Source organism: Bradyrhizobium canariense (assembly GCF_018130465.1).
Taxonomy (GTDB): Bacteria; Pseudomonadota; Alphaproteobacteria; order Rhizobiales; family Xanthobacteraceae; genus Bradyrhizobium; species Bradyrhizobium canariense_C.
In genome coordinates this window covers 18,427-43,117 of the sequence record NZ_JAFCKJ010000022.1, presented here as the reverse complement: position 1 = coordinate 43,117, position 24,691 = coordinate 18,427, and the positions used below count along the sequence as shown (strand labels likewise).

Below are 24,691 nucleotides of genomic sequence, written 5' to 3'. Positions count from 1 at the left end.
GCGGCCGAGGCACCATGGATAGATTTGATTATGTGATCATCGGCGCGGGCTCCGCCGGCTGTGTGCTTACCAGCCGGCTGAGCGAAGATCCCAACACCAGCGTCTGCGTGCTCGAAGCCGGGCCCAGCGACTGGCACCCCTACATCCATCTGCCGGCCGGCTTCATCAAGACCTTCCACATGAAGAGCATCAACTGGGCCTACCAGCAGGAGGTCGGGCCCTGGACCGGCGGGCGCAGCATCTATGCGCCGCGCGGCAAGACGCTCGGCGGCTCGTCCTCGATCAACGGCCACATCTACAATCGCGGCCAGCGCATGGATTTCGACACCTGGGCGCAGATGGGCAATCGCGGCTGGGGCTATGCCGACGTGCTGCCTTACTTCCGGCGGCTGGAGAAGCGGGTCGGCGAGGGCGAGGACACCTATCGCGGCCGTGACGGCAACCTCACCGTCACCACCATGAACTGGCGCGATCCGCTCTGCGAAGCCTTCATGGAAGGCGCGGTCTCGCTCGGTATCCCCCGCAACCCCGATTACAACGGCGCGAAGCAGGAAGGCGTCTCCTACTGCCAGCGCACCATCGACAAGGGCCTGCGCGTCTCCGGCTCGACCGCGTTCCTCAAGCCCGCGATGAAGCGGCCGAACGTGCATGTGCACACGCACGCGCATGCCACCGAGATCATTTTCGAGGGCAAGCGCGCCGTCGGCGTGCGCTACATGAAGGGCGGCCATGGCGGCACGCCGGTGGAAGTGCGTGCGAACAAGGAAGTGATCCTCTCCGGCGGCACCTATAATTCGCCGCAGCTGCTCCAGCTCTCCGGAATCGGCTCGCCCGATTTGTTGGGCGCCCACGGCATCGCCGTGCGTCACGCGCTGCCGGTCGGCGAAGGCCTGCAGGACCATTACGCCCCGCGCACGGTCGCGCGCGTCAAGGACATCAGGACCATCAATGAGCTTCGCCGCGGTCTGTCGCTCTGGGTCGAAGCGCTGAAATGGGCCACCACGCGCGGCGGCCTGCTCTCGCTGTCGCCGACCATGGTCTATTGCTTCTGGCACTCCGGCGAGAGCGCGGATTCGTCCGATCTCCAGCTCACCTTCACGCCGGCGAGCTACAAGGAAGGCGTGCAAGGCCAGCTCGAGGACGAGCCCGGCATGACGGTCGCGTCCTGGCAGCAGCGCCCCGAGAGCCGCGGCTATGTCCGCATCCGCTCGTCTGATCCGTTCGCGCCGCCGATCATCCAGACCAACTATCTCGACGCCGAGCTCGACCGCCGCGTCATCGTCGGCGGCATGAAGCTCGCGCGCAGGCTCCTGAAGTCCGCGCCGCTGTCGCCCTATTACGCCTACGAGGATTTTCCGGGGCCCAACATCAACACCGACGACGAATTCCTGGCGGCAGCCACCGAACGCGGCACCACCACCTTCCACCCCGGCTGCACCTGCCGCATGGGCCCGGCGGATTCCACCTGGGCCGTGGTCGACGACCAGCTCCGCGTCCACGGTTTGGAAGGCCTCCGCGTGATCGATGCGTCGGTGATGCCGCGCATGATCTCGGCGAACCTGAACGCCTCGACCATGATGATCGCCGACCGCGCCTCGGACCTGATCCGCGGCAAGCAGCCGATGGAAGCCGCGCGCGTCCCGGACGCCGCGGTGGCGTGAGGGCGCCGCCTGCGTAGGGTGGGTTAGCTCCGCGACTGCGCGAAGCGCTGCCGTTGGCGTAACCTGTCGCTTCTTTCGACGTGGAAACGAGCCGTGGCGGACTACGCCTTCGGCTAATCCGCCCTACGCGCTCTACTGATGGAAAAGCAGCAAATGCCCCGAACCTGCGCCGAACGACAATCCGTTGGCCAGATTGCCGTCTGCGGCCTCGTCTTTCTCTGCACCGCTATTCCAGTCGGTCTGCGGTTGCGCGTGGGCTGGCGGGATTGGACCCTCTTTGCTGGCCTCTGGGCGGCAATCTATTTCATGGGCGGAATCGGATGGTTTCCTCGGGGCACACCAGTTCAAAAGGCATTTTCATATGGCTTGCTCGTCGGCACGGTGCTTCCGGCTCTGGAGTGGGCGTCGACGCTTCACAGTCCATAGCCGTGTAGGGTGGGTTAGCGCAGCGTAACCCACCACTTCTGCCGATGCGGAAATAGAAGAGGTGGGTTACGCTACGCTAACCCACCCTACACTTCAGCTAGTAGAGAAGACACTCGACTCGACCGCACCAACTCTTCGGCTGCGCCTTCCATGTTAGCTCGCGTTACAGCGCGCAGGATGATCACGTTTGGCTCAAAGAATATTCGACCACCCGCGAGTTCGTCCTGTATTTCTTGACTGAGCCGCGCTGAATCATAGAAGTTGATCCGGTAGCGAGCGCCTGAGGCAATGACCCGGGCCTCGGAAAACCGTCCCTTTGCTTCCACTTCCCAGCCGTAGTCCTCAAAGTCGTCTGGCAACTCGAGATACGAACTTCGCACTTCGACTTCCTTTCAGATCATTTGCGCTGACTATGAGATCGTCCATTGCCACGCTATAAGGCGCTATTCTAAGTTGTCAAAGGACTAGGGAAGCTAAGGGTACGTAACTTCGATTACTTGCCGCATGGACCGCGATCTTCTCAAGTTTGCCCGTCGGGCAAAACACCCGCCACCCCGTCAATCCCTCTCCGCAAAAATATTCCACTTTACCGAAATTCGGAATTGCGGCATACATCGAAACAGCCCGGTCCGACGAAGAGGGGCGGTTCGCGAGTCGTTCGAAGCGCGGGCCGGGTTGCGGTGGACGCGGCAGCGTCGTGCGCGAGAGGCGTGGGCAGGGCAGGTAGTCCCTGTGAGCCCGAGGCTTCGTGCGGACGAGCGGCGCTGAACGCGTACGGCAAAACCGTGTGGTCCTGGCCGTCGTTGCTACGGCCAAGCCTGTCGCGGAGGTGTGAGCGAGCCCAACCGGGCGGACTGCATCGTCAATCTGCGAGGCGAGGGAGGCCAGAAGGAACTCGGCTCCCGGGAGAGCACGGCATAAGCCGTCCGACCATCGCGCAGGGAAGGCCGAGTGATTGGCTACACCTGTATGCTGCTGTGCGGTCTCCTTTGCGCTCTATTCGCGCAGCAGACCGCAGGTGCCAGTCGGCACCCGGCCTTCCCTGCGCCCTCTTTCATCGGAGGACGAGGAGTGACGCAAAGCTCGGGCGAAATGCGCCGCGAGGATGCGAAGGTGTGTCTGCAATTGAGGTGCGGGTTGGAGAGAGATGCCGCTGCCCCTAGCTCCGTCATTGCGAGGAGCCCTTGCGACGAAGCAATCCAGGCTGTCGCCGCCGAGGGATTCTGGATTGCTTCGCTGCGCTCGCAATGACGAGTGTGTTGGAGCAGCCAGTGCCAATCCGTCACCGTCACCCTGAGGCGGCCGCTTCTTCAGCGGCCCTCGAAGGGCGACGGCCCGGCTGCATCTCGGCCGTGCATCCTTCGCGGCTCCCCATGGGACGCGTTGCGTCCCATGTCTCGCACCTCAGGATGACGGGACTGGCAGCGAACCTACACTTCCCGTCGGCTCAAGAATGCCAGCCGCTCGAACAGATGCACGTCCTGCTCATTCTTCAGCAGTGCGCCGTGCAGCGGCGGGATCAGCTTGCGCGGGTCGCGCTCGCGCAGTTGTTCGACGCTCATGTCCTCGTTGAGCAGCAGCTTCAGCCAGTCGAGCAGCTCCGACGTCGACGGCTTCTTCTTCAGGCCGGGCACCTCGCGGACCTCGAAGAAGATGCGCAAGGCTTCCTCGACCAGCCGCTTCTTGATGCCGGGGAAGTGGACGTCGACGATCCGGGTCATGGTGTCGGCATCGGGGAACTTGATGTAGTGGAAGAAGCAGCGGCGCAGGAACGCGTCCGGCAGCTCCTTCTCGTTGTTGGAGGTGATCATCATGATCGGGCGCTGCTTCGCCTTGATGGTCTCGCCGGTCTCGTAGACATGGAATTCCATGCGGTCGAGCTCGAGCAGCAGATCGTTCGGGAATTCGATGTCGGCCTTGTCGATCTCGTCGATCAGGAGCACCGGGCGCTGCTCGGCGGTGAAGGCATCCCACAGCTTGCCGCGCTTGATGTAGTTCTTGATGTCGGACACGCGGGCATCGCCGAGCTGGCTGTCGCGCAGGCGCGACACCGCGTCGTATTCGTAGAGGCCCTGCTGCGCCTTGGTGGTGGACTTGATGTGCCAGGTCAGAAGCGGCGCGTTCAGCGCCTTCGCTACTTCCTCCGCCAGCACCGTCTTGCCGGTGCCGGGCTCGCCCTTGATGAGCAGCGGGCGCTCCAGCACGATCGAGGCATTGACCGCGACCTTGAGATCGTCGGTCGCAACATAGTCCTTGGTGCCGGTAAATTTCATTGCGCGTCCTTGTTGGTCGTCGGCGCGAGGCATTGCCAATTTCATTGCCCCGGTCGCGACATGGGAACGGCCGCGCGTGGCGGCCGTTCCTGGTTCGGTCAGGCTTTCAGACCCGTTTTATCAGTGAAAGGATGACGAGCACAATCACCGCGCCGATCGTGGCATCCACGATGGCCCCGACCGTGCCCGTTGCGAGCTGGATATGCAGCTGAGGCAGAATCCAGCTCGCCACGAGCGCACCGATGATGCCGACGACGATGTTGCCGATCAGCCCAAATCCCGCCCCATGGACAATCTTGCCGGCAAGCCAGCCTGCGATCGCGCCAATGATGAGCGCTGCGAGAATTCCCATTGTAAACGTCCCCAAAACAACCCCGTGAGACCGCCAATTCTAGAGCAAAAAGCCCCCCGGTCTAGCGTAGAGCAGTGGCCTCCGCCCCTTGACGTCCGCCCCCCGACGGGCAATCTGTCACCCATGTTCCTGCAATTCTTCACTTCTCTGCGCGACGCGCAGGTCCCCGTGACGCTGCGCGAATACCTCACGCTGGTGGAGGCGCTCGACGCCGATCTGGCGGACTACTCGGTCGAGAATTTCTACTATCTGTCGCGCACCGCGCTGGTGAAGGACGAACGCAACCTCGACAAGTTCGACCGGGTCTTTGGTACCGTCTTCAAGGGGCTGGAGAGCCTGCTCGACGCCATGGAGGGGGCCGAGATCCCCGCGGAGTGGCTGAAGAAGCTCGCCGAGAAATACCTGACGGACGAAGAGAAGAAGCAGATCGAGGCCATGGGCTGGGACAAGCTCATGGAGACCCTGAAGAAGCGCCTCGAGGAGCAGAAGGGCCGGCACCAGGGCGGCTCGAAGTGGATCGGCACCGCCGGCACCTCGCCGTTCGGCGCCCACGGTTACAATCCCGAAGGCGTCCGCATCGGCCAGGAGAAGAACCGCAACAACCGCGCCGTGAAGGTGTGGGACAAGCGCGAGTTCAAGGACCTCGACGGCAATGTCGAACTCGGCATCCGCAACATCAAGGTGGCGCTGCGCCGCCTGCGCAAGTTCGCGCGCACCGGCGCGCCGGACGAGCTCGATCTCGACACCACGATCCGCGAGACCGCCAATCACGGCTATCTCGACGTCCACATGCGGCCCGAGCGGCGCAACGCGGTGAAGCTGCTGGTGTTCTTCGACATCGGCGGGTCGATGGACGCGCATATCGAGCAGGTCGAGGAGCTGTTCTCGGCGGCGAAGAGCGAGTTCAAGCACATGGAGTATTTCTACTTCCACAACTGCCTCTATGAAGGCGTGTGGAAGCAGAACAAGCGCCGCTTCACCGACCGCACGCCGACCTGGGACGTGCTGCATAAATATCCGCACGACTACAAGATCGTGTTCGTCGGCGATGCCTCGATGTCGCCTTACGAGATCATGGTGCCCGGTGGCTCGGTCGAGCACGTCAACGAGGAGCCCGGCTCGGTCTGGCTCGACCGCATCATCCACACCTATCCGCATTCGGTGTGGCTCAATCCGGTCGCTCAGAAGCACTGGGACTATTCGGAATCCACCACCATCATCAAACGCATCTTTGCCAACCGCATGTACCCGATCACGATCGAGGGGCTCGAGGGTGCGATGAAGGAATTGACGCACTAGCTCGCGCTCCGCGCGCCCCGGAATGACAACAAGAGGGAGAACCACATGCCCCAGACCATCACCCGCGGCATCAAGGCGCTGATCGACGAGGCCAATGCCGAGATCGAGACGCTCACCGCCAAGGACGCCATCGAGATTTCCAAGAACGGCGACGTCGTCATTGTCGATATCCGCGATCCCCGCGAGATCGAGCGCGACGGCCGCATCCCCGGCGCATTCGCCTGCACCCGCGGCATGCTCGAATTCTGGATCGATCCGCAGAGCCCTTATGCGAAGCCGGTCTTCCAGGAGGACAAGAAGTTCGTCTTCCATTGCGCAGGCGGCTTGCGCTCTGCGCTCGCCGCCAAGACCGCGCAGGACATGGGGCTCAAGCCCGTCGCCCACATCGCCGGCGGCTACGCCGCCTGGCGCGACGCCGGCGGACCGGTCGAGCAGTGGGAGCCGAAGAAAAAGGCTTAGATTGGACGCAAGCTATCTACCACGCGTCATGCCCGGGCTTGTCCCGGGCATCCACGTCTTTGCCGCGAAGAAGAACGTGGATGGCCGGGACAAGCCCGGCCATGACGACTGAGACAACTGCCGGAGCATGCAATGACCGTCACCGATCCCCTCGTCTCCACCGAATGGCTCGCCGCCCACATCAACGATGCCAACGTCAAGGTGCTCGACGCCAGCTTCAAGCTGCCCGGCGTGCTGCCGCTGCCGAAGGACGACTATCTCGCCGCGCATCTGCCGGGCGCGGTGTTCTTCGACGTCGATGCGGTCTCGGACCATTCCAACCCGCTGCCGCACATGTATCCGAGCGCCGAGCAGTTCGGCCGCGACGCAGGTCAACTCGGCATCTCCAATGCCGACACCGTCGTGATCTACGATGCCGGCGGCTGGGTCGCTGCGCCCCGCGCGTGGTGGATGTTCCTGGCTTTTGGCCACGGCAATGTGCGCATCCTCAACGGCGGCCTGAAGAAGTGGCGCGCCGAAGGGCGTGCGACCGAGACTGGCGAGGCGAAGCCGAAGCCTGCGACGTTCAAGGCGAGCTACGATTCCAAACGCGTGCGCAGCATGCAGCAATTGATCGCCAACGTCGAAAGCCGTGCCGAGCAGGTGATCGACGCGCGCGCCGCCGACCGTTTCGAGGGTCGTGCGCCCGAGCCGCGCGCGGGCATCCGCTCCGGCCATATCCCCGGTGCGCGCAACGTGCCCTACAATCAGCTGTTCGACGCCGCGACCGGCACGATGAAGCCGCTCGACGATCTGCGCGCCGCCTTCGCGAACGCCGGCGTCAAGCTCGATGCGCCGATCGTGACGAGCTGCGGCTCCGGGGTCTCTGCCGGCGTGCTGACGCTGGCGCTCTACCGCCTCGGCATCACCGACACCGCGCTCTACGACGGTTCATGGTCGGAATGGGGTCAGGAAAAAGGCCCGGCGATCGCGACCGGCCCTGCGTGACGCCACGACGACGGTGCGCTCCCTCTCCCCGCAAGCGCGGTGAGGTGAAGAGGGCATCAGCGCGTACGCGCGGTCGTTGTGGCGTACGCCGGCTGCTGCGGCTGCCCGAACGGATCGAGCTGTTGTTGCAGTTGCTGAGGCGGCGGGCGCCGTACGATGCGATGGCGCTTCTTGGCCTTCGCCTTGCGCTTGGTCGCCTTGCTGTCCGATGCGCTGGTGTCCGCCTTGGCCTTCGCCGGCGGATCCTTCCAGGCCATGGTCGCGGGGTCATTCAGCGCGGCCACCTTGGCCGAGGCGATATCGAGCGCGGAGGAGGCGAGGGCGGCACTGGGATCGGCCGGGGCCGGCGCGCTGGCGGTCGCCGCAGGCTGGGTCTCGGGGATCGATGCCGTGGTGTCGGCCGGGGTGAGCGTGTCGGCGGGAGCCGGCGCGGCGGCGTCCACCGTCGTCTCGGTCTTGGCCGGTTCGGTCTTGGTCGTCTCGGTCTTGATTGTCTCGGTCTTGGCCGGTTCGGCCGGGGCGTCAGCCGGAGCTGCAACGGCCTGCGGCTGAACGTCGGTCTCGGTCGTCAGCGCGACGACCTGCTCTGGCGTGTTCTCGGGCTCGTTCGCCGGCAATCCGATCGTCGGCACCTGGTCACGCAGCGACGGCGTGGGCTCGGTCGCCTCCGGCTCGGCGCGGAGTGCCGCGAGCACCGGCTGGGCCGGCTCGGGAGCTTGCACAAACACCTGCTCCTGCGGGCCGTTCCGCCAGGAGGGGTTGCTGACATACTGCTCGTGGCTCGCCCGCAGCAGCGCGGCGGCGCCCAGGCCGAACACCAGGATGGAGGCTGACAGCAGGATCGCGGCAAACAGGAAGCGAAAGCCGGGAAGCATCGAGGGATTGCGAATTTCCGCCCCGGCGGCGAAGTGGCCAGGGCCCATGAGCCATCTGAACGCGGTGACGGTACTGCTTGCCGCGTTCGCCACGCGGGGGATCGAAGCTCAAAGCGGAGGCGAATCAGGCTGATTCGAACATACCGCAACGATTCCGCGTCGTTCCGCAAAAAAATGGAGCCGGCGACTCCGGCGATCTCGGGCGTGGGTTGATTTTCGTCCCGTGATGCAACGGGGCAACGGTAGTCTTGCGGATCACAAATAGGCAAATCAGGCACAAATCAGCCTGCAATGTCTTGAATGTGCCGCTATCTTCGGTCATCTGGCCGTTAACGGTCCGGACGGGGCCCGGGGACTATACAAGAGCGATGATGATCAAACATTTTCTGACGATATGCGCTGCCGCAACAGTCGCTGCGGCGGGAACTTCGCTCGCACAGGCCCAGAGCTATCCGGTCCAGCAGGCGCCGAGCTATGGTGCGCCGGCCGAATATCGGCCCGGCGACCGCGCGCCGAATTTCGACGCGCTGGAAGACGAAGACGACGCGATGCCGCAGGCCGCCCTGCCGCCGCCCGGCCCGGACCCGCGCTACGGCCGTCCGCCCGGCGCTCCCCCGGTTTATTCCGCCGCGCCGCCGCAGGGCCCGGTGATGTCGCCGGATGATCCCCGTTATGGTCGTCCCGCAGGCGCCCCTGTCTATTCGGCCGCGCCGCCGCAGGGTCCGGTGACGTCGCCCGACGATCCCCGCTACGGCCGCCCCGCCGGCCCGCCCGCGGTGATCTATGCCGATCGTCCGGGTCAGGCGCCCGGCAGTGACGGCCTGCGTCCGCCCGAGGCGGTCGGTGGTCCCGCCGCGACCGGTACGGTCCAGGCCGGGCAGCCGCCCGTTGGTGCCGACGGCCGGCCGATGGCGATCGCGTCGCTGCCGCCCGAGGAGCAGCCCGACGCCGCTCCGGCGCAGCTGCCGCAGAACCTGCGCCGCCAGGAGGTCTCGCTGGCGACCAAGGAGCCGGCCGGAACGCTCATCGTCGATACCCCGAATACCTACCTCTATTACGTGCTCGGCAATGGCCGTGCGATCCGCTACGGCGTCCGCGTCGGCCGCGACGGCTTCACCTGGACCGGCGTGCAGAAGATCACACGCAAGGCCGAGTGGCCGGATTGGCATCCGCCGACGGAGATGATCGAGCGCCAGCCCTATCTGCCGCGCTTCATGGCCGGCGGCCCCGGCAATCCGCTCGGCGCCCGCGCGATGTATCTCGGCTCGACGGTCTACCGCATCCACGGCACCAACCAGCCCTCGACGATCGGCAAGTTCGTGTCCTCCGGCTGCATCGGCATGCTGAACGAGGACGTCTCCGACCTGTTCGATCGCGTCAAGGTCGGCACCCGCGTGGTCGTGATGCCGGGTGGTCCGCCGCCGGGAACTGCGACCGCATCCGCTGCGCCGATGCCTGGTGCTGCTGCCGGGCCCGCTCCGATGGCCGCGCAGGCCGGCCCGGTCGGTGGCACCCAGCCGACAGTGGTGCCGCCGCTACCCGCGCCGGTCACCGTGCGCTGAACCGGCCTCGCGGCAATTGATCTGATGACGGCGCGTGACCTTCGGTCACGCGCCGTCATCATTTGACGCATGCGCGCATGTCTCACTTTGCGCATGCCTTACTTGAATGGCTCCGCACCTCGATTACGTCCAGGAGGATTGCAACGAATTGAGGAGCACAGGATGCGCATCTTTGTTGCGGGCGCGACCGGCGCGGTCGGTCAGTATCTTGTTCCGGTGCTGGTCGCCGCGGGTCATTCCGTGATTGGCACGACACGGAGTGCGGCAAAAACAGACTTTGTGCGTCGATTGGGTGCGGAGCCGGTCGTCACCGACGGCCTCGATGCCGACAGCATGCGCGCTGCGGTGATTGCGGCAAGGCCCGACGCGGTCATCCACCAGATGACAGATCTCGCGGCCGCCACGGACCTCCGTCATTTCGATCGGGCTTTCGCGCGAACCAACGAGCTCCGCACCCGCGGAACCGACATTCTGCTCAACGCCGCACGCGAGGCCGGCGCCAAGCGCTTCATAGCGCAAAGCTTCTGCGGTTGGACCTTCAGTCGCGCCGGGGGAACGGTGAAGACCGAGGCCGATGAACTCGACCCGCATCCGCCGCAAGAGCTGCGACGCACGCTTGAGGCAATCCGGTATCTGGAGCGAACCGTCACCGCTTCAACGAAGCCGGAGAGCATCGTGTTGCGCTATGGATTCTTCTATGGACCTGGCACCGGCACGCTCTCGCCGGCGATGATCGACCAGCTGCGCCACCGGCGTGCGCCGGTGATCGGCGATGGCGGCGGCACGTGGTCGTTCATTCACACCGAAGATGCCGCCTCTGCCACGCTTGCCGCGGTTGAACGCGGACGCGCTGGCAGCATCTACAATATCGTCGATGATCATCCGGCGCGGGTGAAGGATTGGTTGCCCGCGCTGGCCGAACTGCTTGGTGCCAAGCCGCCGCGTCACATTCCCGCCTGGCTCGGACGCCTGCTTGCGGGCGAGCATATGGTTGCGATGATGACGGAGGTGCGCGGAGCATCCAACGATAAGGCAAAGCGCGAGCTCGGCTGGCTGCCGGCGCATGCCTCCTGGCGCGACGGCTTCGCCGATGCGGCAAGGCAGCCCACCAGCCACCGCTCGGCGGCCTGAAGCTTCAGGCCAACTTCCGCGGCAGCTCGCCGCCCTTGGTGAAGGCGTCGATCGCCTCGACCATCTGGCCGTAATGGATGCGCAAGCCGTCCTCGGTGGCGTAGCCGAGATGCGGCGTCAGCACGAGATTGTCGAGCTTGCGGAAGGGATGGTCCGTCGGCAGCGGCTCGACCGAGAACACGTCGATGCCGGCGCCTGCAATCCGCTTCTGCTGCAACGCCTCGAGCAGCGCCTGCTCGTCCACGATCGGCCCGCGCGCGGTGTTGACGAGGAAGGCCGTCGGTTTCATCCGCGCGAGATCGGCAGCTCCGACCAATCCGCGCGAGCGCTCGCTCAGCACCACGTGGATGCTGACGATATCGGCCTTAGCGAACAGCTCCTCCTTGGTGGCGTAGCCGACGCCGGCGTCCTTGCACTTCTCCGGGGTCAGGTTCGGGCTCCAGGCGATCACGTTCATGCCGAACGCCTTCGCGATGCCCGCCATCTTGCTGCCGAGCTTGCCGAGCCCGACGACGCCGAGCGTCAATCCCTCGATCTCGACGCCGGCAAAGGCCTGCCAGGGCTCGCCCGCATGCATGCGCGCGTTCTCGCGGCCGATGCCGCGGGTCAGTTCCAGGATCAGGCCCATGGCCAGCGGGGCGGTCGGATCGCGCGAATATTGCGTGCCGCCGATCGTGACGCCACGCGCCTTGGCGGCCTCCATGTCGATCGAGGCGTTGCGCATGCCTGATGTCAGCAGCAGCTTCAGCTTCGGCAAGCTCTCGAACAGGCTCTTCGGGAACGCGGTGCGCTCGCGCATCGCGCAGACGATCTCGAAGTCAGCCAGCGCGCTCGCCGCGGCCTGCTCGGAGGCGAAGGGATGGCTGAACACAGTGACGTCGATGCGGTCGGACAGCCTTTGCCAATCGGCGACGTCGAGGGCGAGGTTGAAATAGTCGTCGAGAATTGCACAGCGCAGCCGCGTCATCAGCGTTCATCCATGGCGAGAGGTGGAACCAGGCCATGGTTGCGCGCAATCAGGACCGTGCGCAAGCCGTTCGGGTCTTCAAAAATCCGATAGGTGACAAGGGCTCAGAGGTCGCGGGGCTTGAGCCGGAACGGCGCATTCATGCCGTGCTTGGCGCGCCAGGCGGGGCCGGGGCCGCGCATGTAATGCAGTTCGGGCCGGTAGGGGTTGAAAGCGGTGGCGAAGAAGCGCTTCCAGAAGCCCTTGATCTCCGAGGCGAACGCGGAGGCGCTGCCGGCGTCTGCCGGAACGGGAAGAGAATTGGTCTCGATCATGGCCATGACGCTGTCTCGCTGTGCTCCCGTTCGTTCTGAGCGGGTGGCGCTGTTTCCGCGCGAAACCGAGCTTTGGCCTGATTTATTAAAAGATGGTTTCAATTGTCCGGATTGGCGGCGGGATGGTGTCCGTCCCGTATTCATCCGTGGTGAACGGAGGGAAAACATTGCCCTTTGGGGGCGGGATCGCTACATCGGCGGCAAGCAAATTTCCTCAAATCGAAGGTTTTCGGGACCGATGGCGCGCCAGTTCATCTATTTCATGCAGGGCCTGACCAAGAGCTACCCGACCCGGAAGGTGCTCGATAACATCCATCTGAGCTTCTACCCGGACGCCAAGATCGGCGTGCTCGGTGTCAACGGCTCAGGCAAGTCGACGCTGCTCAAGATCATGGCCGGCCTCGACAAGGAGTACAACGGCGAGGCCTGGGTCGCCCAGGGCGCCCGCGTCGGCTATCTCGAGCAGGAGCCGCATCTCGATCCGGCACTCAGCGTGCGCGAGAACGTCATGCTGGGCGTCGCCAAGCAGAAGGCTATCCTCGATCGCTACAACGAGCTGGCGATGAACTACTCCGAGGAGACCGCCGACGAGATGACCAAGCTGCAGGACGAGATCGAGGCCCAGGGCCTCTGGGATCTCGACAGCAAGGTCGACCAGGCGATGGACGCGCTGCGCTGTCCGCCCGACGATGCCGACGTGTCGAAACTCTCGGGCGGTGAGCGCCGCCGCGTCGCGCTGTGCAAGCTGCTGCTCGACCAGCCCGAACTCCTGCTGCTGGACGAGCCGACCAACCATCTCGACGCGGAGTCGGTGTCGTGGCTGGAAGGGCATCTGCGCAACTATCCCGGCGCGATCCTGATCGTCACCCATGATCGCTACTTCCTCGACAACGTCACGAGCTGGATCCTCGAACTCGATCGCGGCAAGGGCATTCCCTACGAGGGCAATTACTCGTCCTGGCTGCAGCAGAAGCAGAAGCGGCTCGAGCAGGAGGGCCGCGAGGACGCTGCGCATCAGAAGACGCTGGCCCGCGAGCAGGAATGGATCGCGTCCTCGCCGAAAGCCCGCCAGGCCAAATCCAAGGCGCGCTATCAGCGCTATGACGAACTGCTGAAACAGGCGAGCGAAAAGCAGACACAGACCGCGCAGATCACGATTCCAGTGGCCGAGCGTCTGGGTCAGAACGTGGTCGACTTCGAGGGGCTCAGCAAAGGCTTCGGCGATCGCATGCTGATCGAGGATCTCACTTTCAAACTGCCGCCCGGCGGTATCGTCGGCGTGATCGGCGCCAACGGCGCCGGCAAGACCACGCTGTTCAGGATGATCACCAAGCAGGAAGAGCCGGACAAGGGCACCATCACGGTCGGCGAGAGCGTGCATCTCGGTTACGTCGACCAGTCGCGCGACGCGCTCGATGGCAGCAAGAACGTGTGGGAGGAGATCTCCGGCGGCAACGAGCTGATCCTGCTCGGCAAGAGGGAAGTCAACTCACGCGGCTATTGTTCGTCGTTCAACTTCAAGGGCGCCGACCAGCAGAAGAAAGTCGGCGCGCTCTCCGGCGGTGAACGCAACCGCGTCCATCTCGCAAAAATGTTGAAGTCCGGCGCCAACGTTCTGCTGCTCGACGAGCCGACCAACGACCTCGACGTCGACACCCTGCGTGCGCTCGAAGAGGCGCTGGAGGATTTCGCCGGCTGCGCCGTCATCATCAGCCATGATCGTTGGTTCCTCGATCGCATCGCGACCCACATCCTGGCCTTCGAAGGCGACAGCCATGTCGAATGGTTCGAGGGCAACTTCCAGGACTACGAGAAGGACAAGATGCGCCGGCTCGGCCAGGACAGCATCATTCCGCACCGCGTGAAGTACAAGAAGCTGACGCGGTGACCTCACTATGATGCGGCGGGTGCTCATAGCTGCGGTGATCGCGATCACCTGCGGCCTGTCTCCCGCCCGCGCCGCCGACGCCGCCTTCACCCAGTTCATCGCCTTGCTCTGGCCGGAAGCGCAGGCCGCGGGCGTGTCGCGCGCGACGTTCGATCGAGAGACGCGCGGGCTCGAGCCGGACTACAAGCTGCCGGATCTGATCCTGCCCGGGCGGCCCGCGACGGGTGCGCCGTCGCAGGCCGAGTTCGTGCAGGTGCCGGCCGACTATGTCAGGGAAGCCTCGATCGCGCGGCTCGCGGGCGAGGGGCAGCGGCTGCTGCAAAAATATCGTCCCGCGCTGACCGAGATCGAGAACAACTCCGGCGTGCCCGCCACCGTCATGCTGGCGATCTGGGGCCGCGAGACCGACTACGGCCGCTACACGCTGCCTTACGATCTCGTGCGCGTGCTGGCGACGCAGGCCTATGTCGGCCGCCGCAAGGACACCTATCGCAACGAGTTCATCCTCTCGCTGAAAATTCTCGGCGACGGCGTGGTGACACGCAAGGACATGCGCTCGTCGTGGGCCGGTGCGACCGGGCTCACACAATTTTTGCCGTCCGAGTATTACAAGCACGGCGTCGATTTCGACCGCGACGGCCGCGTCGACATCTGGCATTCGGTACCGGATGCGCTGGCCTCGGCCGCGCAGCAGCTCGTCAACAAGGGCTGGCAGAGCGGCGTGCGCTGGGCTTACGAGGTGCAGGCTCCGCCCAAGGTCGATTGCACCGCCGGCGTGCCCGAGGTGACGAAGCCGATCGGCCAGTGGCTGCGCGAGGGCTATGTGCCGGTGCGTGGACAAAAGCTCAGTGCCGCCGAACAGGCACAGCCGGCCTCGCTGCTGCAACCGGAAGGCATCTACGGCCCGTCCTTCCTGACCACGAAGAACTACTTCGTCATCAAGGAATACAATTTCTCCGATCTCTACGTGCTGTTCGTCGGCCATCTCGGTGACCGCATGACGAGCCCGCAACCGTTCGTGACGCCGTGGTCCGCCTCGAAGCAATTGCGAACCAGGGATGTCGAGGCGATGCAGCGCGGGCTCACGCGCGTCGGGCTCTACAAGGACAAGATCGACGGCAAGGCCGGCATGCAGACGCGCGCTGCGCTCGGCGCCTACCAGAAGTCGGCAGGCCTCAAGGTCGATTGCTGGCCGAGTGAAGAGGTGCTGCGCTCGATCCAGGCGACGCGATAGGTGCGGGGCTGGAAAAAAGAAAAAGCCCGGCCGAGGTGCTCGGCCGGGCTTCGATCGCGGCGCTCTTGAACGCCGTGCGATCAGATCAGTAGCAAACGCGAACCGGGCGAACGGTCCAGCCGTAGCCGTCCCAGTACCGCTGGCGCTGCCAGTAGCAGGGCGGGGGCGGCGGGCCGGGCTCGGCCACATAAACCGGTCCGCCATAGGCGGGACGGCTCGATGCGATGGCACCGCCGACGATCGCGCCGCCGAGCAGGCCGGCTGCGATGCCGACGCCGACGCCGTCATGGGCCTGGGCGGACGGCGTGGCGGTCACCAGCGAACCGGCGATCGTCGCAACCGTAAGGGCGGCAACTAAAGTCTTCTTCATACTCTTGGCTCTCCTGAGAGATGGATGCTCCTTGTTAGGAGCGCCCGGGGTTCAAAGGTTCACGCAGACTCTGATGGAATTGGCCTTGCAGCTAGGAAGCGCGCAAATGGTCAATCCGCGGTAAACGCACACGGAGCTGTGACGAGAAAAAGCGGTCTTTTTCAGGCCCCTAGATGAACGGCGCATCTGGAATGAACCGGCTTGGGGCGTCTTCAGCCACAGACTCTGGCGCGGCGGACGCGCCAGGCATAACCGTCCCAGAAGCGCTGCTTCTGCCAGACGCAGCCGTTGCCGTAATAGTCGTCGGCGACGTAGCCCGGGCCCGGCGCGTAGTAGCGCGGCGGATAGTAGCCGGGGCCATATCCCGGACCATATGCGTAGCCGGGACCAGGGCCGGGTCCGTAATAGTACGGAGAGGCCAGCGCCCCGCCGACAATGGCGCCGCCGATGATGCCGGCTGCTACGCCCGCGGCGACGCCGCGCTGCGCCTGGGCTGGTGTACCGGACGCAAGGGCCACGGCGGCGACGGCAGCGATTGCCAGGAGCGACTTCTTCATTGGCTGACCTTTCGAGCAAAACACGCGGGAACTCTTTGGGGGTAAAGTTCCATACTTCGTTTGAATGATCAATGAACGGCACCTTTGCCAGGGGCGACCAATTAACATGGACCGCGGCTCAGCCAGGGGAGGGCGATGATGGGCAACGCGATGATAAATGCTTTGATCGCTGCCGGGGTCGTCTTCGCGATCGGCTACGGCTGGATCACCCATCTCCAGAACCGCGGCCAGCGGCGCTCCCGAGCCGGGGCCGGCGGCGACGGCGGCGACACCTCCACGGGCACGAGCGACGGCTTCTCGTTGGTGAGCTGGTTTTCCAGTGATAGTTCCGGCAGCTCGACCGACGGCGGCAGCTGTTCCAGCAGCGATAGCGGCACTGGTGGCGGGGATTGCGGAGGCGGCGGCGATGGTGGCGGAGGCGGGGGCGGGGGCGATTAGGTCCGCCGCAATCTTGATCCAGCGCAAGGCCCTATTTTAGAGCCGTTCTAGGCTATTTCCGGGGCCAGTTTGGAATAGCTTCAAATACCGCTTTTTCCTTTTGCATCCGGCCGGCCCCTTAAATATCGATGATGGCGCATCACCAAAGGGCCTGCCGCTTCCATGATCGTTTGTTCCTGTAACGTGCTGAGCGATGACGACATCCGCGCCGCCGTCGCCGAGTCCGACGACGCCGTGCGCCATGCCAAGCAGGTCTATGGGTGTCTCGGCTGTAGCGCCGAATGCGGCCGCTGCGCTCGGACCATCAAGACCATTATCGACGAGGCGCTTGGCCCTTGTGCCACGTCCTGTTGCTCCGGCTGCCCTCACAACCACACAGTGGCTGCCAATGACGAGACGGCCCAGCCGGCCGAGTTCGCCCTCGCGGCCTGCTGAAATCTTCCGCAACGCTGGCTGAGCTTTTCCCCGGTTGCGTCGCCGCAGCGGTTGCCCCAGTCCTTAAACTCATTTAGAAGCGTTCTAAATTCGGTTACGGCCGATTTGGACTGCAAGAGCTGGAGTGAACCATGCAGGGCGACGCAAAAGTTATCGACTATCTCAACAAGGCACTGCGTCACGAGCTGACTGCGATCAACCAGTACTGGCTGCACTACCGCTTCCTCGACAATTGGGGCCTGCGGGACATGTCCAAGGTCTGGCGCAAGGAGTCCATCGAGGAGATGGAGCACGCCGACAAGCTCACCGAGCGGATCCTGTTCTTCGACGGCTTCCCGAACATGCAGGTGCTCGATCCCTTGCGTATCGGCCAGAACGTCAAGGAGATCATCGAGTGCGATCTCGCCGCCGAGATGAGCGCGCGGGCGCTCTACCAGGAAGCCGCAACCTATTGCCATAGCGTCAAGGACTACGTCACGCGCGACCTGTTCGAGAAGCTGATGAGCGACGAGGAGCACCACATCGACTTCCTCGAGACCCAGCTCGACCTGATCGGCCGCATCGGCCTCGAGCTCTACACCCAGAAGCACGTCGGCGGGCTCGAGGGCGACGGGCATTAGTTTGGCGCGTTAGCGCCGCCACAAACTCCGTCCCGGCTGGTGCGCAATTGCGCACGAGGCCGGGACGATAGTCCAGGACGCCAGCTACAACTGCGTCTTGTAGAGTTCTTCCACGATCTCCTGACTCTGCGGCTCACCAAGGCCGGTCTGCTCGTGGATCACCTCGACGATGCTCGGCATCACCGAGCGCTGCACCTTCTCCGGTGACCACAGCTTCGAGCGCATCAGTGCCTTGCCGCAGTGGAAATAGACTTCGCTGACGGCGACATTCAGCACCGCGCGCGGCGACTTGCCAAACTCCACCATCGAGGCGAGCAGGTCCGGATCGGCTGACAGCGTGCCACGGCCGCCGACGCGCAGCGTCTCGTCGATGCCGGGGACGAAGAACAACAGATGCACGAAGCCCGAGCCCTCGACCACGTTCCGAAAACTGTCGATCCGGTTGTTGCCGGAGCGATCAGGCATCAGCAGCTGGTTGGGGCCGGCGACGTGGACGAAGCCAATGCCGCCGCCGCGTGGTGAGGCATCGACGCTGCCGTCGGCTCCCGATGTCGCGAGCACGCAGAACGGCGACATCTCGATGAATTTCTTGGCATGCGCATCGATCGCGGGGCGCGCTTTCGCGATCACGCGCGGGCTCGGCTTGGCATAGATGGTGGCGAGGTCTTCGGCGCAAAGATCGGTCACGAAGGTCTCCCTGATTGAATGGCTGAGAATATCATCTCTCGGCTCGATCGCTATCCCCCTTGTCGCGCCGCCACGGCCAGTCGATCACGCCAGCGCAGTACAGTGCCCACCAGATCAGGACCGGCTGAAGCGCCAGCCGCGGCCCGTGGTAGAACCAGCTGTTGGGGAGGGGCGGAAGGTCGATGCTCTCCAGGGCATGCTTGATGTTTGCCGGCCACACGCAAAGCGCATAGAGCGCGAGCGCAACGCCCGCCCACCAGCGCAGCGGCTTCGTCACCAGCGCAATCGCGCCCGCCAGCTCGCAGACGCCAGTGATGAGGATGACCTGCGTTGCAAACGGAACCCAGGCCGGCGTGATCGCAAGCAACTTGTCGGGAACCCGGAGATGCGCGATGCCAGCCGCGATGTAAAACGCTGCCAGCATCAAGCGCATCACAGCGCGCGTTCTGTCGTTCGCAGGAGCCATCGGCCGAACTAGCACGCGCGGCGCCGAGGCGCTATCGCGCGCTACACCGCATCCGCCGGCACGAAGCAACTGATGATGATGGCGCCGCGGTGATGGACGTACCACACCACGGCCTGACCGACCGGATTGCCGCGGTCGCGGATGATGGCGCGCTCGGGGACCTCCATCCATTGTCCCTCGATCGGCACCCAATAGGCGCCGCTGCGCACATCGTACTCCGTGCGATGGCCGTCGGAGACGTCGCAGCAGGGCACGCCGTTTGGTGCGATCACGCTCTTAAACCAGGCGCGGATGTCGGGCGGGACGTGATCATATTGCCCGTTGTCGAACGCGAACGCGGCGCTTGTCAGCGCCGTCAGCCAAACGCACAGTACGAGCCTGTGCATGCGATCCTCCTCATCGCGTGTCGTGCCATTGGCGCGCGATTGTCCCGCGCGTCGATTCGTATCGTTGATGCGATTAAGCCCGAGCTGTCAGCGCAATGCATGCTCAAATAATATGCGGCGTCGAGGCGCAGCATATGATGCATCGCGATATGGCTGCGAGCTACATCGTCCGCTGCGGCGCGGTTTGCAGAAACTGCCGGACCTGCTCGCTGTAGAATTTTGCATTGCCGGTGGTGCCGTGGCCGCGCGTCTCGATGCTCCCTGGAATCAGGTAGAGACGCCCGTTCTTGACCCGCGTCATCGCAGCGTCCGTGATGCCGGTCTCGGGCGGGTTGCGCTCGTCGTCGGCGGAATTGATCAGCAGCAGCGACGCTTCGATTGCCTCCAGCTTCTCGCCCGCATTGTAGTCGTGCGAGGACTCCCACTGGTAGACGAAGTCGTTGGCATCCGCCGCGATCGGCATGGCCAGTCGCTCGTCGACGATCTTGTCGGCTTTGGCCGCCGTCGGCGCCTGCGATTGATAGGCCAGCGTTCCGCCGATGCTCGCAATGCCGTAGGCGGTGATCGCGTATTTCATCATGCGCGGCTGGCTGGTGTAGTTGCCGTCGTTGTAGTCGGGGTCGCTGCGGATGGTGTCGAGCATGATCCGCCGCAGCATCCAGTTGCGCGACGCCATCTCGGTCGGCTGCGAGGCCATCGGGATCAGCGCGTCCATCGCCTTCGGATATTTCTCGCCCCACAGCCAGGTGTGCATGCCGCCCATCGAATTGCCGATGACGAGCCGCAGGTGCTTGACCCCGAGCCCTTCCGTCACCAGGCGATACTGCGCCTCGACCATGTCGTCGTAATCGTATTTCGGGAAGCTCGTCTTCATCCCGTCGGATGGTTTTGACGATTTGCCATGGCCGATATTGTCGGGGATGATGATGTAATATTTGGAGGCATCGAGTGGCTGCCCCGCGCCGAACAGCTCGCCGGCAAAGGCGGGCGACAGCATGCTCGCGCCCGAGCCGCCGGTGCCGTGCAGCACCAGCACCGGCTGGCCGCTGGGCTCACCCACGGTGGTGTAGTGCAGCTTCAGCTCCGGCATGGTCTCGCCGGTGTGGAACTTGAAATCCCTGGCGATCCAGTCGCCCTGCTTCGGCGCCGGATAATCGGCAGCCAACCCTAGCGTCGAGATGGCCGGCATCGAGAGGGACAGCAAAGCGGCGGCAAGCAGCGCGCCCGAGATTTTCATGATTTTCTCCCCGGTACGGCCGCTTTCAACCGGGCCGTTTCGTGCGCGATCTTATCAGCGTCACCTCGGGGATCGAGAGCGGAAGTGCTGCCGGCTGCCAAAACATTTCGCAAATGGTGCATCGCGCAAGCGGAATATTCTGGCGGCCAGCGAACGAGGCGGCTTGCTCATTCGTGCTTGAGAAAGCCGAGCGCGTACCAGCCCCAGTAGACCCTGTGGCGCTGGATCAGCCCCCGGTCGATCTCCATGATCTCGACCAGCTCCATCTGTTCGCCGTCGGGAGCGAGGCGCGGGTATTCCCAGGTGACGATCCGGCCGTCGGTGAAGAAACCCTGCTTGAAGCGTTTTCGCTGCGGCGGATTGGTCTGGAACACGCGGGTAACGAAGGCCCGCAGATTGTCCTTGCCTTTGACGATGCCGGTCGGGGTCTTCATGAGATGCTGGACCAACGGGCTTTCGATGGATGCGTCATCGGCATAGAGCGCGAGGGACGCCTCGAGATCCTTCTTGCCGAGGGCTTCGTCCCACAGTTTGCAAATGCGTTCTGGCTCGCTCTGGCGTACTGGGTTGGTCATGCTGTGATCCTCGGTCGGGGGTGACATTTGCGGATGATCGCAGAGGACAGGCCTCCAAAGCTTCACTGAATTCTGAAATGACCGGCGCTGGAACGATTGCGATGACGTGGCGGCGGGCCCACATCAGAGGCGGGAGTTTTTGATGGTCGCAGTCGAACGATCGGCGCAATCGGGATTTTCGCGGCTCACCGAGGCCTTGAGCGATCCCGCGCGCGAAGCCATGGTGAGCGCACTGTTCGGCGGCAAGGCCTTGCCGGCGGGCGAATTGGCATCGCTTGCCGGCGTGTCGCCGCAAAGCGCCAGCGCGCATCTGCAGAAGCTGACAGAGGCGCGGCTGCTTTCGGTGTTGCAGCAGGGGCGGTTCCGCTACTACCGGATTGCGGACGACGAGGTCGCGGGCCTCATCGAAAACCTCGTCAATGTTGCCGCCAGGGGCAATCAAGCCGAACGCGCGCGAGGTTTGCCAACACCGCTGCGCCAGTCGCGGACCTGTTACTGTCATCTCGCCGGCCAACTCGGCGTGGCGCTGAGGGACGGTCTGGTAGGCCGCGAACTCATTGTTCTACACGGCCGACAGGCCTCTCTCACCGAGCAGGGGCTTGCCTGGTGTCGTGCCGAGGCGATCGACTTCAAGCCGGGCCGCGATCCTCACATGCGCCTTTGCAATGATTGGACCGAGCGTGTCCCGCATCTGGCGGGTCCGTTCGCCAATGCGATCCTGAAGCGCCTGATCGAGACGCATGCGCTGGCCCCGCATCGCGTTCCGCGCGCGCTTCGTCTCATGCCGAAGGGACGCGCCTTCTTCGAGCGGCTCGGCGCTCCGATCCCGTTCTGACGGGCCGCGCCGGATACCGATGACAGTGGCGAAACCGGCATGTAGCATCCGGCCGCCACCGGTCGTCCTTGAACAGGATCGCCTTTGAGGAGGAGCTTATGTGCCGCAACATCAAGACGCTGTTCAACTTCGAGCCGGAAGCGACGGAGGACGAGATCCACGCCAGCGCGCTCCAGTTCGTTCGAAAACTGTCCGGCTTCAACAAGCCGTCGCAGGCCAACGAGGCGGCCTTCGATCGCGCGGTGGCGGAGGTCTCGGAGGCTGCGCGAAGGCTCCTGACGTCGCTGCACACCCATGCGCCGGCGCGCGATCGTGAGGTCGAGGCGGAAAAGGCCAAGGAACGTTCCCGGCTGCGTTTCGGTTAGGCGTCTCGGACGTCCGTTCCGTGATCTGGCTCACGGTGGCAGCGGTCTCAACGCGCCAAGATGTTCGCCGGGGTTTTGACAACCCGGAGCACCATCATGATCCGCCCTCTTCTTCCGCTGAAAGCAGGTGCCATCGTCTTCACGCTGCTGTGGACCGCGTGGATGACGTGGTGGAGCGGTTCGTTCTCGAGCGCGAACGTCGTGATCCTCGCCTTGTGCGGCGCGGCGGTCGGCTATCTCTGGTACCGCGCCATGCGCTGGCAATTCGAGCGCATGGGCATGCTGCCGCGACGCGAGAATGGGACGAAATAGATTCGCCTGTCAGTCCTTGTGGCCGTGCTTCTTCTTTTTCTTCTTTTTCCTGTGATCGTCGCCTTCGCCGCCGTCGTCCTCGTCATCGAGGAGCGCGTCGTCAGTCTCCTGCACGGCGGCCTCGAGCGCCTCGCGCTCGGCAGCTTCACGCTCGCGCTGGCGGCGGCGTTCGTCCCAGGCGTCGAAAAGCTGATCGAGCCACGGCAGTACTTGTTCGATCGACGGCAACTGGCCGGGCGGACCGGCCTCGCCGCGCGGGCCTTGCGACCCCGCCGGCCCTTGCGGCCCGACAGGCCCCTGCGCTCCGGCTGCCCCGCGCGGGCCGGCTTCGCCCTGCTTGCCTTGCGGCCCGGGCTTGCCCAGCGGTCCAGCCTTCCCGATCGGCCCCGGTTTGCCCGGCGGTCCCGGCTTGCCACGCGCGCCATCGGGCCCCCGCTTGCCCGGATGACCCTGCGGTCCCGGCCGTCCCGGTTCGCCCTGCCGTCCGCGCGGTCCCTGAGGTCCCTGCCGTTTTTGTTCGTCTGCCACGCCACTGCTCCCTTGACCGGAAGCAAGCTAATTAGCGGCGTTTGACGACAGCGGCAATTCCGCCCGGGCATGGCGTAGGGCTTGATCAACATCAATCGACGGCACGCACGCCCTAGTCGTGATAGGCAGGCACCTCGATGCCGGAAGCGGCATAGATCCTGATCTTGTTGCGCAGCGTGCGCACCGAGAGGCCGAGAACGCGCGACGCGCGCGTGCGATTGCCGTCGCAGCGGGCGAGCGTCTGGAGCACGAGCTCGCGCTCGACCTCGTCGACGGTCGCGCCGATCAGCAGCGGAACGATCTGGTTCGGTGAAAGGAAATACGCGCCCGGTTCGGACGCAGCGACATGAACAGTGGTCATCGACACACTCCCCGATCAACGCCCGCTTCCGTCTTTGGAAGCGGATCGAGAACAAACGACCCCCAAGCCGTAGATCTACGGTGGGCGGGTTTGGTTAACGAAAGGTTAACCGCGGGCGATCGCACCAATTGACCTCAGGATTGCCGCGAAGGCGCCGCGATTGGCGTGAGATGCAGCGTGATGCGGGCTTATCTCGCACCGCAGTTGCGTCGTTGCGCCCCGCTCAGACCGTCCGGTATCCGCCGTCCACCATCACGATCGTTCCCGTGACGTAGGCCGACATGTCCGACGCAAGGAAGATCGCTGGACCCACGATGTCCTCGGGCTTGCCGGTGCGCGCCAGCGGGGTGTGATCGACGAAGGCCTGCACCAGCGCCGGATTCGTCGCGCGCACATTGGCGTTGATGTTGGTCTCGATGAAGCCCGGCCCGATCGCATTGACGCGCACGCCCTCCTTGCCGAGCTCGACCGCGAGCGCCTTGGTGAAGCCGAGCACGCCGTGTTTCGAGGTGGTGTAGGCCGCCGAGCTCGGCGTGCGCAGATGCACGAAGGACTGGATCGAACCGATATTGACGATGCGGCCCTTGGCTGCGCGCAACGGGCTGAGGAACGCCTGCGTCATGTTGAAGACGCCGTTGAGGTTGAGCGAGATGATGTCGTTCCAGTCCTTCGCCACCGTCTCGGTCTCCGCGGTGAAGGCATTGCGGCGGGTGATGCCGGCGTTGTTGACGAGGATCGAGACCTGCCCGACCTTGTCGGCGACCTGCTTGGCGAGCGCAAAGCAGTCGTCGCGTTTGGTCACGTCGAGCGCAAAGCTCTCGGCCTTGCCGCCGGACCTGCGGATCTCCTGGGCTGCTTCCGCGACCGTGTCGGCGTTGACGTCGAGCAGCACCACTTGCGCGCCTTCGCGGGCGTAGCCGGCCGCGATCGCCCGGCCGATGCCGGAACCGGCGCCCGTGATGACGGCAATATGGTTTGCGAGCAACGCCATGACAATTTCCTCCCGATTTCGTTTCTAAGTTTCATGAAAGGCTAACCCGAAATTAAGGGGTCGGAAACGGCAGCCTTGGCATACTGATCTTCATTGCTAA

At 64.3% G+C, this 24,691-nt stretch carries 29 protein-coding genes; 14 read left to right on the top strand and 15 right to left on the bottom strand.

What is annotated here, in order from left to right:
• Positions 1-14 precede the first annotated feature (14 nt).
• Positions 15-1,661 carry a GMC family oxidoreductase gene (locus JQ591_RS34700; RefSeq protein ID WP_211400450.1) on the top strand — a complete coding sequence of 549 codons (1,647 nt, stop codon included), beginning with the start codon at positions 15-17 and terminating at the stop codon, positions 1,659-1,661.
• Between the two features lie 1,856 nt (positions 1,662-3,517).
• Here the strand turns inward: JQ591_RS34700 and JQ591_RS34695 are convergent.
• Together JQ591_RS34695 and JQ591_RS34690 are read right to left on the bottom strand one after the other, a co-directional pair.
• Positions 3,518-4,360, bottom strand: coding sequence for an AAA family ATPase (locus JQ591_RS34695; RefSeq protein WP_007600695.1), 843 nt, complete (start codon positions 4,358-4,360; stop codon positions 3,518-3,520).
• A gap of 106 nt (positions 4,361-4,466) precedes the next feature.
• Positions 4,467-4,712, bottom strand: coding sequence for a GlsB/YeaQ/YmgE family stress response membrane protein (locus JQ591_RS34690; RefSeq protein ID WP_007613712.1), 246 nt, complete (start codon positions 4,710-4,712; stop codon positions 4,467-4,469).
• Positions 4,713-4,835: 123 nt separating this feature from the next.
• Between JQ591_RS34690 and JQ591_RS34685 the strand changes: the two genes are divergently transcribed.
• The 3 genes from JQ591_RS34685 (at position 4,836) to sseA (ending at position 7,457) form a co-directional block, all read left to right on the top strand.
• Complete coding sequence (locus JQ591_RS34685) at positions 4,836-6,011, top strand: vWA domain-containing protein (RefSeq protein ID WP_211400449.1); 1,176 nt, start codon at positions 4,836-4,838, stop codon at positions 6,009-6,011.
• 45 nt (positions 6,012-6,056) lie between these two features.
• Positions 6,057-6,470 (top strand): rhodanese-like domain-containing protein, encoded by a 414-nt coding sequence (locus tag JQ591_RS34680; RefSeq protein ID WP_211400448.1) that lies wholly within the window; start codon positions 6,057-6,059, stop codon positions 6,468-6,470.
• Between the two features lie 132 nt (positions 6,471-6,602).
• A complete protein-coding gene (sseA, locus tag JQ591_RS34675) occupies positions 6,603-7,457 on the top strand; it encodes a 3-mercaptopyruvate sulfurtransferase (RefSeq protein ID WP_211400447.1) in 855 nt (284 codons plus the stop codon).
• A gap of 56 nt (positions 7,458-7,513) precedes the next feature.
• Here the strand turns inward: sseA and JQ591_RS34670 are convergent, their stop codons facing one another.
• Positions 7,514-8,380 (bottom strand): hypothetical protein, encoded by an 867-nt coding sequence (locus JQ591_RS34670; protein ID WP_211400446.1) that lies wholly within the window; start codon positions 8,378-8,380, stop codon positions 7,514-7,516.
• 323 nt (positions 8,381-8,703) lie between these two features.
• On the opposite strand from JQ591_RS34670, the gene JQ591_RS34665 reads away from it, so the two are divergent.
• The gene (locus JQ591_RS34665; RefSeq protein WP_211400474.1) at positions 8,704-9,894 is read left to right on the top strand and encodes a L,D-transpeptidase family protein; all 1,191 of its coding nucleotides are present in this window, start codon (positions 8,704-8,706) and stop codon (positions 9,892-9,894) included.
• Positions 9,895-10,056: 162 nt separating this feature from the next.
• Entirely contained in the window at positions 10,057-11,025 is a 969-nt protein-coding gene (locus JQ591_RS34660) for an NAD-dependent epimerase/dehydratase family protein (RefSeq protein WP_211400445.1), read from the top strand.
• A 4-nt stretch (positions 11,026-11,029) separates the two neighbouring features.
• Here the strand turns inward: JQ591_RS34660 and JQ591_RS34655 are convergent, their stop codons facing one another.
• Both JQ591_RS34655 and JQ591_RS34650 read right to left on the bottom strand, forming a co-directional pair.
• A complete protein-coding gene (locus tag JQ591_RS34655) occupies positions 11,030-11,992 on the bottom strand; it encodes a D-2-hydroxyacid dehydrogenase family protein (RefSeq protein WP_211400444.1) in 963 nt (320 codons plus the stop codon).
• A gap of 104 nt (positions 11,993-12,096) precedes the next feature.
• Entirely contained in the window at positions 12,097-12,312 is a 216-nt protein-coding gene (locus JQ591_RS34650) for a hypothetical protein (RefSeq protein WP_211400443.1), read from the bottom strand.
• Between the two features lie 232 nt (positions 12,313-12,544).
• Here JQ591_RS34650 and ettA point away from each other — a divergent pair, with 232 nt between their 5' ends.
• Together ettA and JQ591_RS34640 are read left to right on the top strand one after the other, a co-directional pair.
• Positions 12,545-14,194, top strand: a complete 1,650-nt coding sequence (gene ettA / locus JQ591_RS34645; RefSeq protein ID WP_007613699.1) for an energy-dependent translational throttle protein EttA — start codon at positions 12,545-12,547, stop codon at positions 14,192-14,194.
• A 7-nt stretch (positions 14,195-14,201) separates the two neighbouring features.
• The gene (locus JQ591_RS34640) at positions 14,202-15,428 is read left to right on the top strand and encodes a lytic murein transglycosylase (RefSeq protein WP_211400442.1); all 1,227 of its coding nucleotides are present in this window, start codon (positions 14,202-14,204) and stop codon (positions 15,426-15,428) included.
• A gap of 85 nt (positions 15,429-15,513) precedes the next feature.
• Here JQ591_RS34640 and JQ591_RS34635 read toward each other — a convergent pair whose 3' ends face one another.
• On the bottom strand, positions 15,514-15,798 hold the full coding sequence (locus JQ591_RS34635; protein ID WP_211400441.1) for a hypothetical protein: 285 nt from the start codon (positions 15,796-15,798) through the stop codon (positions 15,514-15,516).
• Between the two features lie 212 nt (positions 15,799-16,010).
• Positions 16,011-16,355, bottom strand: coding sequence for a hypothetical protein (locus JQ591_RS34630; RefSeq protein ID WP_211400440.1), 345 nt, complete (start codon positions 16,353-16,355; stop codon positions 16,011-16,013).
• Positions 16,356-16,490: 135 nt separating this feature from the next.
• Here JQ591_RS34630 and JQ591_RS34625 point away from each other — a divergent pair, with 135 nt between their 5' ends.
• The 3 genes from JQ591_RS34625 (at position 16,491) to bfr (ending at position 17,848) form a co-directional block, all read left to right on the top strand.
• Positions 16,491-16,793 (top strand): hypothetical protein, encoded by a 303-nt coding sequence (locus tag JQ591_RS34625; protein ID WP_211400439.1) that lies wholly within the window; start codon positions 16,491-16,493, stop codon positions 16,791-16,793.
• A gap of 162 nt (positions 16,794-16,955) precedes the next feature.
• Positions 16,956-17,228 (top strand): (2Fe-2S)-binding protein, encoded by a 273-nt coding sequence (locus JQ591_RS34620; RefSeq protein ID WP_007600718.1) that lies wholly within the window; start codon positions 16,956-16,958, stop codon positions 17,226-17,228.
• A 131-nt stretch (positions 17,229-17,359) separates the two neighbouring features.
• Positions 17,360-17,848, top strand: coding sequence for a bacterioferritin (bfr, locus tag JQ591_RS34615; protein ID WP_018454135.1), 489 nt, complete (start codon positions 17,360-17,362; stop codon positions 17,846-17,848).
• 84 nt (positions 17,849-17,932) lie between these two features.
• Here the strand turns inward: bfr and JQ591_RS34610 are convergent, their stop codons facing one another.
• From JQ591_RS34610 to JQ591_RS34590, 5 genes are all read right to left on the bottom strand, one after another.
• Positions 17,933-18,535: an MSMEG_1061 family FMN-dependent PPOX-type flavoprotein gene (locus tag JQ591_RS34610; RefSeq protein WP_211400438.1), complete on the bottom strand. Its 603-nt coding sequence runs from the start codon at positions 18,533-18,535 to the stop codon at positions 17,933-17,935.
• A gap of 31 nt (positions 18,536-18,566) precedes the next feature.
• Positions 18,567-19,001, bottom strand: a complete 435-nt coding sequence (locus JQ591_RS34605) for a DoxX family protein (protein WP_211400437.1) — start codon at positions 18,999-19,001, stop codon at positions 18,567-18,569.
• Between the two features lie 41 nt (positions 19,002-19,042).
• A complete protein-coding gene (locus JQ591_RS34600; RefSeq protein WP_211400436.1) occupies positions 19,043-19,387 on the bottom strand; it encodes a hypothetical protein in 345 nt (114 codons plus the stop codon).
• A 160-nt stretch (positions 19,388-19,547) separates the two neighbouring features.
• On the bottom strand, positions 19,548-20,624 hold the full coding sequence (locus JQ591_RS34595) for an alpha/beta fold hydrolase (protein WP_211400435.1): 1,077 nt from the start codon (positions 20,622-20,624) through the stop codon (positions 19,548-19,550).
• A 167-nt stretch (positions 20,625-20,791) separates the two neighbouring features.
• Positions 20,792-21,199, bottom strand: a complete 408-nt coding sequence (locus JQ591_RS34590) for a nuclear transport factor 2 family protein (protein WP_249137997.1) — start codon at positions 21,197-21,199, stop codon at positions 20,792-20,794.
• 142 nt (positions 21,200-21,341) lie between these two features.
• Between JQ591_RS34590 and JQ591_RS34585 the strand changes: the two genes are divergently transcribed.
• The 3 genes from JQ591_RS34585 (at position 21,342) to JQ591_RS34575 (ending at position 22,711) form a co-directional block, all read left to right on the top strand.
• Positions 21,342-22,034, top strand: coding sequence for an ArsR/SmtB family transcription factor (locus JQ591_RS34585; protein ID WP_211400433.1), 693 nt, complete (start codon positions 21,342-21,344; stop codon positions 22,032-22,034).
• Between the two features lie 98 nt (positions 22,035-22,132).
• A complete protein-coding gene (locus JQ591_RS34580; RefSeq protein ID WP_211400432.1) occupies positions 22,133-22,399 on the top strand; it encodes a DUF2277 domain-containing protein in 267 nt (88 codons plus the stop codon).
• A 96-nt stretch (positions 22,400-22,495) separates the two neighbouring features.
• Positions 22,496-22,711: a hypothetical protein gene (locus JQ591_RS34575; RefSeq protein WP_211400431.1), complete on the top strand. Its 216-nt coding sequence runs from the start codon at positions 22,496-22,498 to the stop codon at positions 22,709-22,711.
• Between the two features lie 9 nt (positions 22,712-22,720).
• Here JQ591_RS34575 and JQ591_RS34570 read toward each other — a convergent pair whose 3' ends face one another.
• From JQ591_RS34570 to JQ591_RS34560, 3 genes are all read right to left on the bottom strand, one after another.
• Positions 22,721-23,239: a collagen-like protein gene (locus JQ591_RS34570; RefSeq protein ID WP_211400430.1), complete on the bottom strand. Its 519-nt coding sequence runs from the start codon at positions 23,237-23,239 to the stop codon at positions 22,721-22,723.
• Between the two features lie 112 nt (positions 23,240-23,351).
• Positions 23,352-23,600: a helix-turn-helix domain-containing protein gene (locus JQ591_RS34565; protein WP_211400429.1), complete on the bottom strand. Its 249-nt coding sequence runs from the start codon at positions 23,598-23,600 to the stop codon at positions 23,352-23,354.
• A gap of 223 nt (positions 23,601-23,823) precedes the next feature.
• Positions 23,824-24,591 (bottom strand): SDR family NAD(P)-dependent oxidoreductase, encoded by a 768-nt coding sequence (locus JQ591_RS34560; protein ID WP_211400428.1) that lies wholly within the window; start codon positions 24,589-24,591, stop codon positions 23,824-23,826.
• Between the last annotated feature and the right edge of the window lie 100 nt (positions 24,592-24,691).